Genomic DNA, 10,165 nt, shown 5'->3' with positions numbered 1-10,165 from the left:
CATTTATTATTTCTTCTAAACTTATTTTTTTTAGGCTTCTTTTAAAATCCATCTTGATTACCTTTCCTTTCTGAATAACTTTCTAACATATTTAAATTATACCACAATATACATGCAATGCATAGTTAATATATATTGTATGTATATTAAAAACAAAAAAGAAGGATCTCTATAGAGATCCTTCCAAAAGAATTTATTTACTTTTATGCTTTTTCATTATCTCCAAAAATACAGGGTTGTATTTTGGAACATACCAAAACATAATCACCGCCAAAAGCAAACCAAAATAATTAACCATCCCTTTTATAAAAATATCTAACAGAATTCCTACTGGTAAAATCAACATAAACCAAAACAATAATATGTGCATTAACTTTTTACTAAGTGACCTATAATCCATTATAATTATCTCTCCTTTCAAAAGTAATTATTATAATTATAGGCACACATTTAATAGTTATACTTAATATCATTCACTTTCAAATTCATCAATAATACAATTTAGCTGATTTAACAGATCGACCAGTGAATCTTTCCCATACTGGAAACCTATTTTTGTCCCTTTATCAAAATCCGATAACTGATCATAACTTGATGGCATACCATCTAAACGAATATTACAAGAAGAAATATACTCTTCTATTGATTTCTTCATTTTTTTATGTCTATCAAGAGTTGTATTTAAACCTTTTTGATTTAACATTACGAACACCCTTTTTATTCAGATTATTTATTAATTATTTCTTTTGTAATATCTAAATCCATTAGATCATTAAATACATGATGTGTAATTTCATTTCCAACAGGCAACCATGTTGCAAAATAAATCAATTGACAATAATCATCCCAAATCATTTCAGCTTCTAACAAAGTTATCTGGTATCCACGTTTAAAAAATTCTTCTTTTAATGTTTCACAATCCCTTTCAATATCTTTATCTATATACATTCTCCTTCCCCCATTTCTAACAAATAACAACGATTATCGTTTTATTTCATTTGGATATTTTGGAATATGAAGTATATGTCCTTCTTGTTCCCGTAATTTTTCTACTTGCTTTAATTGTTCTAAATTTTTAAGCATTGATTTTCCTTCGAATGGTTTCATTTCTTTTTGATTATTTTTGTTCATTCATAAAACCTCCTATGAAATTATATTTTTATTAAAAATTTATTTATTCTGTATTATTTATTTTTTAGTTTCTGTCCTAACCTCATAAAACATAAAAAGAACTACAATAATTGCTGAAACACTAAAAGTAATAACACAAACAGTTTGAATCATTTTATAAGTAACCACAAATGACAGTCCAAATAATCCACCACTAACAACAAGTATCCCTATAAATAAAGCTGTAATCCCTTCTATCTTTGAAATAGATTTATTTTCAAATTTCATTGTCTTATCTTCCCCTTTTTTAACTAACGTTTTTGTTTTTGATTAATGTTAGAAAAATATCTTAGAGCAAAAAGACCAACTGAAACATAAATTAAACCTAAAACACATTCAACTAAACTCATGTTTCATTCCCCTTTATTTTAAAAATTAAATTAATCTTCATTTTGAATAAAATAATATCCTTGATTTGAGAATAATTTTATGCGTTCTAAATGATCTATTATCCTACAATTCAATTCTGGTATGGTTTTATACCCTCCATTCCGACCATCAAGATCATCTAATTCCCACAACATATTTTTCTCACCATTAAAATCTTCAAACTCTGGATTAATTCCTTCTTTTAAAATTTTTATGGCTTCTTCACAAGCTTTAGCTATCTTAACAGGAGAAACTAATTCTAATTCCTTTGAATTCGGTGGTTCAAATTGATTATATATCGGTATATGTATTTTATAATGAGCAAATACAGCTCTTAAAGTTCCACATGTTGCATGTGCAATACGTAAATTCTTTTCATCAAAAAAACAAATCATATCATCAAAATCATTTTCTTCATGTTTTACAATTTCGTATCGTTTAAAACATACCCAAGATACTCCCATAAAATATCATTCTCCTTTTCTAATTTAATATTAAATTAATTACAGCAAATCAATATTTAATTTTTTTTGTTTTTCCATAAAGTATCTCATTTTCGCTTCCTTACGATTAAGCGGTAATACTTTTTTCACCAAAAATGAAACCTTGATATCTGTTCCTAGCAAAATAATATCCGCATATTCTACAATCTTGAATTGTTCTTCTTGATAGGGAACAGTTCTTCCTATTTGAAGGTGTTCAAAACGTTTATCATTATACTTATATTGAACATTTAGCTTAATCAATCCTTGTTCTGGATAACCTATTTGTTTTGAAATAAAATCATACGCTTCTAAATTTTGAACTGTATACCAAATAGATAACTGTTGTCCATAGATTTTAAATTGTTCGATACCAATAATTACATACAATTGATTTTGAACCTCAATTACTTCCCCCATTCTCTTAGGTTGATTAAATAACCTTACAGTTACTTTTATAGAGGTAATTAATTGACTCATTTCTTTACCCACCCTCTTTAGATTATTTTTAACTAATAATTCTAAAGTACATCTTGCCATTCTCACGCTTACATTCGCACCAATCATTATTCCATTTTGCTTGCAAAGTGGCTATTAAGCTTGGTTTTGGATTAGCGTAATGTGTCTCACAATAAGTCAATATTTCATCAATCGAAGCCCATTTTTTATGTTTTCCAAAACGTAAATAATCCTTAATATTTGCAATCATAATTGAATAATCGGTAGCACCTTCTCCCCCCTTAACACCGCCAATTTGTGTAGCATGATAGTCCTTAATATAATTCCTTATTGATTTAAAACCTTTCTTTTTCAATTCATTCGGAAGACGATTGTATTTTGCTGGGATAGATATATGAGCAATTATTTCATCGGAAAACCTGTCTTTTCCTATTTCAAGTAGCCCTATCCTATTTTGCTCTAAGACCTTTTTTACACAACGAGGTATATGCCCTTTTCGTTCTGGAACAGCAATATAAACATAATGGCCATGATTTAATCTATCTAGCGCTTGATCTATTAGTTTAAAATTTAATGTTGTTTTTAATTCAACGATCACATCACAAACACCATTTAAACCTAAAACATCACACCCTAAAACTTCTCCATAAACATTTGAACAACCATTTTTAAGTAAAAATGACTTAACAGGAGCAAATAAGTCTGATTCCTTTAATTTCCCCATTAGTTATCCACCCTTCCCATTCTTATAATTATTTGTTAAATCCCATAATATCATTACATATATTATACCATTTTATATACTCAATGTATAGTGAATGTATATTAAATAAAAAAGAGATCTGACTAGATCTCTTTTTTACATCATTCCTAATTTCTTTTCATCCTTTAAAAATTTCACATATGATTTTTCTAAAAGAACAAGAAGTTTTATTTTATCTTCCTCACTTTTACATTTAAACATTACCCCTGTTAAAAAATCACATTCAAGAATTCCCCTATATGGAAAAGGAATTGCGAAATGTTTAAAGTCAACTTTTGTTTCATCGTAATACAAACTCCCATACATATCTTTACCTTCAACGCTTCTTAAAAATGCTTGACGATCTCGATAGAATTTTGCTTTTAGTGGCGACATGGGTATCTTTATATACTCTCCACCAATCATTAATTTGTAGATAGCTAAAACAAATCTATTCCTTTGACGAATATCTCTTTTTAATGAAACTAACAATGTATCATCCTTAACCTCTGTCACATGCCAATAACTCGAAATCGAATTAAATAATTCTTTTCTTTTTACTATCTTATTAAAATCATACTCTACTGGCTTATCACTTTTTTCATAATTAAATTCTTCAAGTTTTATTACTTTACTCACAATGTTTAAAAGAACTACATCTATAAATGTTGCAATTGGCCTTTTATAAAATTGATCTTTATCAGCATAATTTTTTAAGCATGTAATAAACGTCCATTGTAACCCTTGTAAATCAGTGAAATATTCACTGTCTGTTTTCCAATTATCAGGATCAGTCTCTAAATCTAACTCCCCCTTGTTACTCATACTCTCGTCTTGTAATCGATTCTGAATTTTCTCTATAGAAAATGGAATTAATGTACTTCTCTCAACCTTATAATATTCATTCAGAAAAGGATATTTATTAATCGCTGTTTCCCAATCCTCATTGTTAATTAATTCAACTAAATCTTTGTATTTTTCCTTTATAATCACTTTCCCTCGAAAAACTGTATAATTCCCCATGTCATATGTAATCTCCTTTCCTGTAACTTTTAAAAAAATACCTACATCTTTTCATTTCTATATATTTCCACAGTAATTGAAAAAAGGATCTGTTCTGATCCTTTTTCTAAATTTATCTATAATACACAATTATACTTGGTATATAGATAACAACTAATAAACATATCATATAAATTGAAAATATATTTAATGCGCTTTTTCTCACTTCATTTTCTTTCGCTAACATTATTTTAATTGCATTAACTAACATTCCTATACTTCCAAATAAAATTATAACCACCCTAACAACTTTCCCTGAATCACCCATAAATGATCTTGATACTTCAACCAATTCTTTATTATACGGAATAACAAACGGAACAACTAATAACGCTATTAAAAGACTTAGTAATATTATTGGTTTTAATGGCTTTTCTTTTATAAAGTGTATTAGTGACTTTTGATTCATTTTCTTCTCGTCCTTTCTTATTAAATTTTAGAATGGTAATAAATCGTCCATGTATTAGATAATGCTAATTACCTATTTTTTATAAAAATCAAATCCCAAAATACGATAAGACCAAACAAAAACCCCAACAAACTCCACCCATTGAGAATCAAAACAATACCACCCCTTTCTATACAAAATTCAAATTTGGTTATAATTCAGCCATTTTAAAAATTCTTTTATCGCAATCAATACAATACGCAAATTTACTGTCCTTATAATTTAAAGCATCATGAAAATCTCCGTTCTCACGTTCGCTCCCATCGAAATTGTGTCTCCAAATAGAAGAACCAGATATTTGTACTTTCGTATAATATCCTTCGCTAGAACCACAGTGAGGACATTCATCTATTGGTGCTTTGACTTCATTCATTTCATCCCCTCATTTCTACGCAAAATTCAAATTGTATTATAATAACGCTTTGGTTTAAATTTTTTGTTTTTCCCATTCAGTAATACAAGCTGATTCAATTTCCTCAAATTCTTGTGTTTCTTCATCAAGGTCAATAACAGAATAGCTAGGTACTACTAAAAATTCTTTTCCGCAAACGTTACAATTAGGGTTATCAAGTGCATAAACCCCTTTAATTGTGTCAGGATTTTGCAAATCAAAATCAGCATTTTCAAAAACTACAAGGCCATTACACCCTTTAACGTTACATTTATGTGCTTCAATTGCCATTTCTCATTCCCCATTTCTTAATAAAATTCACTACAAACAAAATCATGAAAAGCATTTGCAATGTTTTCCGTATCAGCATAAGAAACATTTTGTTTCAATGCTTCTATTAACAATGGTTTTTCGTCTTCAAAATCAATTGCATAATCCATTAAAAAACTCCAGTTCCATTTTGGAATCGCAATTAAACAACTATGTTTCATCGTATGTTCACAAAAATATACTGTTGGTGATCCATACTCTTTTAACACTTCAAGCTCAATACATTTCATTTTTTAAAATCCCCTTTTATTACAAATTCCGTTTAAATTCTTCTAACCTATTAATTTTTAAAAACAATTGATTTTTTATTTGTTCTTCATTAATTATTTTCAATACTTCTTTACAAAGCGTAATTTCTTCTATTACAGATTCTTTTTGCCTTTTATTCCATTCAATTTGAGTGTTTTTCATAAATAATTCATTATTACTATTTGAAAGTTTGTATACAATATTTTTATCTTTATAATTTATTAAAGCTGAATGATCTCCATACTCCCCACAAAAAAAGTTCCCATATTTATTTTGTATTTCCTGTTCATTTTGGTAATACTCGAAATTTCCTTTATTAAACAGAATATATACCCTTAATAATTGCATGTTATATTCATCAAACTGTTGCTTATCTACTTCCTGAAATTTAGAACCATAACATTCAAAACAAATTCCATCCTCAACATGTTTATAACTTTCAATTTTCCCAGTTCCTTTACATTTTTTGCATGGGATCTTATACATATTCCATTCCCCTTTGCAATTTATTTTGTTAATACCATTATACCATAATACACATTGAATGTATAGTGAGTATATATTAAAAGAAAATAAAAAAAGGAATCAAGTTAGATTCCTTTTTTCAAAGCTATTTAGAATGGTAAATCATCATCTGATATGTCTATTGGCTGGTTTGCATTAGAAAAATTAGTCTTATGAGGTTGACCTTGTTGACCAAAAGAATTATTATTAAAACCAGAATGATTGTTATTAAAACCAGAATTGTTAAATTCCGAATTATTACGATTTTTCGGCTCTAAAAATTGTACACTTTCCGCTAAAACTTCGGTTACATAAACACGTTTTCCATCTTGCCCTTCATAATTTCTAGTCTGTAATCTCCCATCTACCCCAGCGAGACTACCTTTCTTTAAATAATTCGCAACATTTTCAGCTTGCTTTCTCCATATCACACAATTTATAAAATCAGCGTCTCTTTCTCCTTGCTGGTTTGCAAATGCACGATTAACAGCTAAAGTAAAGGTTGCTACAGCAATACCATTTGGGGTATAACGCAAATCAGGATCTTTAGTTAAGCGACCCACGAGGATGACACGATTCATCATCTGAAACACTCTCCTTTTAAATTTTTAATAAACCCATTTGCATTTTTATATAATCCTAATTAAATTTTACATTCATCACAATTGCAAGGTTCTATACTTCTAATCATTTCAAGAAGCTGTTGTTGAGTGTCTTCTCTAATGATATGAATCCCATAATCCGCATCACTAAAATAATAGCCTTTTTCTGTATAGCACCAATAACCTTTTTCTGAATCCTTGTAAACTTCTTCAATCTTAGGTTCGTATTTTTTAGGTATTTTTATAGATGTTCTGTTTTCCATTTTGAATACTCCTTATTAATTTTTCCATTTTTTCTAGTTGTATAAGAGGGATCTACATAGACCCCTCTTATACTTTTCTATTCTACAGGTTTAAAAATCACACAATCTGAATAGTCACCTTTAATTTCCGCTCTATATACTTGCCCATTTATTAAAATTAATTCTCCATTTACAATTGGTAAGTATTTACTCATACGTTTTTTATGTTGTTTCTCTTCTTCACTATAAAAAGATTTTATCATTGTACCGCTCTGTAATCCCCATAAAACCCCATCGCCTTCTTTTAAATAATCCTGTTGTAAAGATACTTCCCCCTTCACGCCCTCTACTTTGAATTTATTTTCTAAATCGTGAAATCCCTTTGAAATATTTAGTGTTCTCATTTTGCCCCCGCCTTTTTAAGAATTTTTTTATTCCTTTTATATTAACTAACCTAATTATAACACACTATATATTGAATGTATAGTGAATATATAATAAAAACCGTGAAATAATAAATTTTTAATAGAGTTGAATCAAGACAGATCATATATCAGTTCGTGCCGAAAGCTGTCGTCGTATAGTAATTCGTCCCTCTCTCCAATACAAGGGGCATGAAATTTTTTAATCATTGTGTTTCGTTTATGCTTTCCCTACGCTACGCAACTTGCATTTTCATTGTAGCAAATTGCTCCACTTGTAAAAGCCCAACTCAACATCAATTCTAAAAATTTTCATGCTATTCCCTTGATCTCCATTCGCTCCTCATTACGTATAAGCCGACAGCTAAACAGAGAATAACCTTTTAAAACCTTCTCAAAACCCTGTCAAAACCAATACGAAATGAGGAATTTTCATGTTATTACCACAGTTTTCTTTTTATCAATTAGAGATTAAAAGCACTTGTCCACAACAAGGTGTTACAAATTCCACGATAGAAACATTCATGGGTTATGGAAGTGCTGGATGTAAAGCCCATTTTACTATCCAAGATTTCTTGAAAATCAACAACGAAAACGATTTAACCATTATTCATAATGAAGACCGAAACAATGAAATTTATCCTTATATCTGGTCAGGAATTCACAAACACACTTTCGAGAAACTTGAAATCACTATTACTTGCAAGCAATTTGCTGATGCGGAAGACCACTACAGAGTATGTACACATTGTAATGAGATTATGTTCGAAGGGTATTGTATAGACGAGGGATTATATTATTTTTGTTCTGATGGATGCTTGCATACAAAATACACACCAGAAGAATATCAAAAGGCGTATGAAGAAGATTGGGCTTACTGGACAGATTGGCATTAAAAAAATCAAACATCTAAATAATTCAGGGAGGTAATTAACATGCAAGCACCAGTAGTAGTTTTAGTGGAATACGAGTTTTATAACACAGGAGATAGAGATAGTGAAGTATATCTATTTAAAGATATACAAAAGGCTATACAATTTGGAAAAGATTGTACAAAAGAGTACTTAGAAGGAAGAAATTTAACGGAAGAGGATTTTCAAAATGGTTCAGACACATTTGAAATAGATGAAGGTAAAAACAATTACTCTTTTGTATCGTGGGATGACACTGATTTTAATAGATATAATGTATTTGTTTACAAAGGAGAATTTGAAGATGATAGTCCAACATTAAAACCACCACAAATATAAATTGCATATACAGGCGTAGAGGGGTTTATCCCTTCTACCCTATAAAATATACCTCTAACCCGCTAAAGGGCTGTATGCCCAAAAGAAGTGGCGTGTAAAGGGGCAAAAAGTTTTTTAATCGTTGTGTTTCGTTTATGCTTTTCCTACGTTACGCAATTTGCATTATCATTGTAGCAAATTGCTTCACTTGTAAAAGCCCAACTCAACATCAACTCTAAAAAACTTTTGTGCTATTCCCTTGACACGCCACTACGGAATCCCTATATGTGGATCACACTCCAAAACCACATACCCATTTATCCACCTTCACCCATTTCAATTCCCCTTAATTTTTCAGCCTAAAAAATCCAACTTCCATTTTCCACAATTTGTACATATGAATATTTCTATCATTACTATTCCCTCTAATTCTTTGAACTTATCCCCTGGTATATTTTCCTTTTCTACAGCATACACCTTCAAATCCACATAATCATGTCCACAATCCAATACCTCATTTGATCCATCATATAAAAATGATATTCCTTCATAGTTATCACAAATATATTGAATCAATTTTGTTGAAGGAACTATTTCACTCGATAATACTATCCCCTTGTATTTCGAAATATCCAAATTTGGTTTCTCATTCATAATTTTCCCTCCTTAAAGTTTACTTTTTTAATCTATCATGGAATGTGGCGCTATTTACGTCATAATTAAATTTTTCAAAATCAAAGCTAAAGCTTTTGAAGTTTCAGTTTAATATTTAAACTAAATCCAATTAAGAATCAACCAAAATAAAAAGATTTGAAACACCGAAACAGCTAAAATTTCATTAAAAAGAAGTATCGAATTATAAGCTTCCATCCTATTATTTTGCATTTTATTTCCCCTCACCCTTGATTTGACTTAACTCAATTTTACTATATACTCAATATATATTCAATATATAAAAGAGACTTTTCCAAAAAAGTCCCTTTCCCCTTCATTACTTACTTTGATAAGCGCAATCAAAACCTCTTTCATCAAAAAATCTAATAATCTGATAAGGGTTAACAGATACATATTTACCTATTTTAGAATTCGCTAAATTATATAAAACTGTTATTGCATTTAGTAATTCTTCTTTCAAAAACGAGGTATTTGATTCTTTTAATTTAATTGGAATATTATGAGTAGAATCTGAAATTAATTTAATCCAAACTTCACAATCTCCTTTTCTATAAGTTAAAGATCTTATTGCAATTAACGACTCATATAACACTATATATCCTAAATCAAATAATCCTTTATTACATAGTTCTTCCATAGCTTTATCTAAATTAGGAATAGCTCTTAGTTCTATATCTTTATCAACAATAGAAAAACCAAACATAATAACCCCTCACTTTTCAAAAATAAATCTTCATGTTATGAGCGAACCACAAAACTTTCTAATTCTTCTAATAATTTTTTCGCGCC

At 29.3% G+C, this 10,165-nt stretch carries 20 protein-coding genes; 2 read left to right on the top strand and 18 right to left on the bottom strand.

Annotated features, from left to right (window positions below; genetic code table 11):
- Positions 1-469 precede the first annotated feature (469 nt).
- From MR107_RS27800 to MR107_RS27725, 16 genes are all read right to left on the bottom strand, one after another.
- Entirely contained in the window at positions 470-703 is a 234-nt protein-coding gene (locus MR107_RS27800; RefSeq protein WP_242292991.1) for a hypothetical protein, read from the bottom strand.
- Between the two features lie 23 nt (positions 704-726).
- On the bottom strand, positions 727-948 hold the full coding sequence (locus tag MR107_RS27795; protein WP_242292990.1) for a hypothetical protein: 222 nt from the start codon (positions 946-948) through the stop codon (positions 727-729).
- Between the two features lie 33 nt (positions 949-981).
- Positions 982-1,131 carry a hypothetical protein gene (locus tag MR107_RS27790; RefSeq protein ID WP_002163810.1) on the bottom strand — a complete coding sequence of 50 codons (150 nt, stop codon included), beginning with the start codon at positions 1,129-1,131 and terminating at the stop codon, positions 982-984.
- Between the two features lie 57 nt (positions 1,132-1,188).
- Positions 1,189-1,398, bottom strand: a complete 210-nt coding sequence (locus tag MR107_RS27785) for a hypothetical protein (RefSeq protein WP_242292989.1) — start codon at positions 1,396-1,398, stop codon at positions 1,189-1,191.
- Between the two features lie 152 nt (positions 1,399-1,550).
- On the bottom strand, positions 1,551-2,003 hold the full coding sequence (locus MR107_RS27780) for a hypothetical protein (protein ID WP_000539216.1): 453 nt from the start codon (positions 2,001-2,003) through the stop codon (positions 1,551-1,553).
- 39 nt (positions 2,004-2,042) lie between these two features.
- Entirely contained in the window at positions 2,043-2,501 is a 459-nt protein-coding gene (locus MR107_RS27775; RefSeq protein ID WP_242292988.1) for a hypothetical protein, read from the bottom strand.
- 28 nt (positions 2,502-2,529) lie between these two features.
- Complete coding sequence (locus tag MR107_RS27770) at positions 2,530-3,204, bottom strand: hypothetical protein (protein WP_242292987.1); 675 nt, start codon at positions 3,202-3,204, stop codon at positions 2,530-2,532.
- A gap of 135 nt (positions 3,205-3,339) precedes the next feature.
- Positions 3,340-4,245, bottom strand: coding sequence for a hypothetical protein (locus MR107_RS27765; RefSeq protein ID WP_242292986.1), 906 nt, complete (start codon positions 4,243-4,245; stop codon positions 3,340-3,342).
- Between the two features lie 112 nt (positions 4,246-4,357).
- Positions 4,358-4,693, bottom strand: coding sequence for a hypothetical protein (locus MR107_RS27760; RefSeq protein ID WP_242292985.1), 336 nt, complete (start codon positions 4,691-4,693; stop codon positions 4,358-4,360).
- Between the two features lie 190 nt (positions 4,694-4,883).
- Positions 4,884-5,105 carry a hypothetical protein gene (locus tag MR107_RS27755; RefSeq protein ID WP_242292984.1) on the bottom strand — a complete coding sequence of 74 codons (222 nt, stop codon included), beginning with the start codon at positions 5,103-5,105 and terminating at the stop codon, positions 4,884-4,886.
- Positions 5,106-5,159: 54 nt separating this feature from the next.
- Positions 5,160-5,414 carry a hypothetical protein gene (locus MR107_RS27750; protein WP_098780919.1) on the bottom strand — a complete coding sequence of 85 codons (255 nt, stop codon included), beginning with the start codon at positions 5,412-5,414 and terminating at the stop codon, positions 5,160-5,162.
- Positions 5,415-5,431: 17 nt separating this feature from the next.
- Positions 5,432-5,683 (bottom strand): YueH family protein, encoded by a 252-nt coding sequence (locus MR107_RS27745; protein WP_242292983.1) that lies wholly within the window; start codon positions 5,681-5,683, stop codon positions 5,432-5,434.
- Between the two features lie 19 nt (positions 5,684-5,702).
- Entirely contained in the window at positions 5,703-6,188 is a 486-nt protein-coding gene (locus tag MR107_RS27740; protein ID WP_000276781.1) for a hypothetical protein, read from the bottom strand.
- Positions 6,189-6,316: 128 nt separating this feature from the next.
- Positions 6,317-6,790: a single-stranded DNA-binding protein gene (gene ssb / locus MR107_RS27735; protein WP_242292982.1), complete on the bottom strand. Its 474-nt coding sequence runs from the start codon at positions 6,788-6,790 to the stop codon at positions 6,317-6,319.
- 59 nt (positions 6,791-6,849) lie between these two features.
- Positions 6,850-7,071: a hypothetical protein gene (locus tag MR107_RS27730; RefSeq protein ID WP_000431615.1), complete on the bottom strand. Its 222-nt coding sequence runs from the start codon at positions 7,069-7,071 to the stop codon at positions 6,850-6,852.
- A 77-nt stretch (positions 7,072-7,148) separates the two neighbouring features.
- Positions 7,149-7,454: a hypothetical protein gene (locus tag MR107_RS27725; protein WP_242292981.1), complete on the bottom strand. Its 306-nt coding sequence runs from the start codon at positions 7,452-7,454 to the stop codon at positions 7,149-7,151.
- A 452-nt stretch (positions 7,455-7,906) separates the two neighbouring features.
- On the opposite strand from MR107_RS27725, the gene MR107_RS27720 reads away from it, so the two are divergent.
- Together MR107_RS27720 and MR107_RS27715 are read left to right on the top strand one after the other, a co-directional pair.
- Complete coding sequence (locus MR107_RS27720; protein WP_242292980.1) at positions 7,907-8,368, top strand: hypothetical protein; 462 nt, start codon at positions 7,907-7,909, stop codon at positions 8,366-8,368.
- 39 nt (positions 8,369-8,407) lie between these two features.
- Complete coding sequence (locus tag MR107_RS27715; protein ID WP_242292979.1) at positions 8,408-8,722, top strand: hypothetical protein; 315 nt, start codon at positions 8,408-8,410, stop codon at positions 8,720-8,722.
- 333 nt (positions 8,723-9,055) lie between these two features.
- Here MR107_RS27715 and MR107_RS27710 read toward each other — a convergent pair whose 3' ends face one another.
- Positions 9,056-9,355 carry a hypothetical protein gene (locus MR107_RS27710; protein WP_242292978.1) on the bottom strand — a complete coding sequence of 100 codons (300 nt, stop codon included), beginning with the start codon at positions 9,353-9,355 and terminating at the stop codon, positions 9,056-9,058.
- A 337-nt stretch (positions 9,356-9,692) separates the two neighbouring features.
- Complete coding sequence (locus tag MR107_RS27705; RefSeq protein WP_242292977.1) at positions 9,693-10,079, bottom strand: hypothetical protein; 387 nt, start codon at positions 10,077-10,079, stop codon at positions 9,693-9,695.
- Positions 10,080-10,165: the final 86 nt, after the last annotated feature.

This window comes from Bacillus cereus group sp. BfR-BA-01441 (assembly GCF_022663075.1).
Taxonomy (GTDB): domain Bacteria; phylum Bacillota; class Bacilli; order Bacillales; family Bacillaceae_G; genus Bacillus_A; species Bacillus_A cereus.
Note: the sequence above shows the minus strand (reverse complement) of the source record. Positions and strands in the feature narration are given on the sequence as shown.

Excerpts from the sequence above, each read along its gene's own strand:
- MR107_RS27795 (WP_242292990.1), bottom strand. The coding sequence starts at position 948 with ATGTATATAGATAAAGATATTGAAAGGGATTGTGAAACATTAAAAGAA.
- MR107_RS27705 (WP_242292977.1), bottom strand. The coding sequence starts at position 10,079 with ATGTTTGGTTTTTCTATTGTTGATAAAGATATAGAACTAAGAGCTATT.
- MR107_RS27740 (WP_000276781.1), bottom strand. The coding sequence starts at position 6,188 with ATGTATAAGATCCCATGCAAAAAATGTAAAGGAACTGGGAAAATTGAA.
- MR107_RS27790 (WP_002163810.1), bottom strand. The coding sequence starts at position 1,131 with ATGAACAAAAATAATCAAAAAGAAATGAAACCATTCGAAGGAAAATCA.
- MR107_RS27725 (WP_242292981.1), bottom strand. The coding sequence starts at position 7,454 with ATGAGAACACTAAATATTTCAAAGGGATTTCACGATTTAGAAAATAAA.
- MR107_RS27785 (WP_242292989.1), bottom strand. The coding sequence starts at position 1,398 with ATGAAATTTGAAAATAAATCTATTTCAAAGATAGAAGGGATTACAGCT.
- MR107_RS27755 (WP_242292984.1), bottom strand. The coding sequence starts at position 5,105 with ATGAATGAAGTCAAAGCACCAATAGATGAATGTCCTCACTGTGGTTCT.
- MR107_RS27775 (WP_242292988.1), bottom strand. The coding sequence starts at position 2,501 with ATGAGTCAATTAATTACCTCTATAAAAGTAACTGTAAGGTTATTTAAT.
- MR107_RS27780 (WP_000539216.1), bottom strand. The coding sequence starts at position 2,003 with ATGGGAGTATCTTGGGTATGTTTTAAACGATACGAAATTGTAAAACAT.
- MR107_RS27750 (WP_098780919.1), bottom strand. The coding sequence starts at position 5,414 with ATGGCAATTGAAGCACATAAATGTAACGTTAAAGGGTGTAATGGCCTT.
- ssb (WP_242292982.1), bottom strand. The coding sequence starts at position 6,790 with ATGATGAATCGTGTCATCCTCGTGGGTCGCTTAACTAAAGATCCTGAT.
- MR107_RS27720 (WP_242292980.1), top strand. The coding sequence starts at position 7,907 with ATGTTATTACCACAGTTTTCTTTTTATCAATTAGAGATTAAAAGCACT.
- MR107_RS27715 (WP_242292979.1), top strand. The coding sequence starts at position 8,408 with ATGCAAGCACCAGTAGTAGTTTTAGTGGAATACGAGTTTTATAACACA.
- MR107_RS27745 (WP_242292983.1), bottom strand. The coding sequence starts at position 5,683 with ATGAAATGTATTGAGCTTGAAGTGTTAAAAGAGTATGGATCACCAACA.
- MR107_RS27710 (WP_242292978.1), bottom strand. The coding sequence starts at position 9,355 with ATGAATGAGAAACCAAATTTGGATATTTCGAAATACAAGGGGATAGTA.
- MR107_RS27730 (WP_000431615.1), bottom strand. The coding sequence starts at position 7,071 with ATGGAAAACAGAACATCTATAAAAATACCTAAAAAATACGAACCTAAG.
- MR107_RS27765 (WP_242292986.1), bottom strand. The coding sequence starts at position 4,245 with ATGGGGAATTATACAGTTTTTCGAGGGAAAGTGATTATAAAGGAAAAA.
- MR107_RS27770 (WP_242292987.1), bottom strand. The coding sequence starts at position 3,204 with ATGGGGAAATTAAAGGAATCAGACTTATTTGCTCCTGTTAAGTCATTT.
- MR107_RS27760 (WP_242292985.1), bottom strand. The coding sequence starts at position 4,693 with ATGAATCAAAAGTCACTAATACACTTTATAAAAGAAAAGCCATTAAAA.
- MR107_RS27800 (WP_242292991.1), bottom strand. The coding sequence starts at position 703 with ATGTTAAATCAAAAAGGTTTAAATACAACTCTTGATAGACATAAAAAA.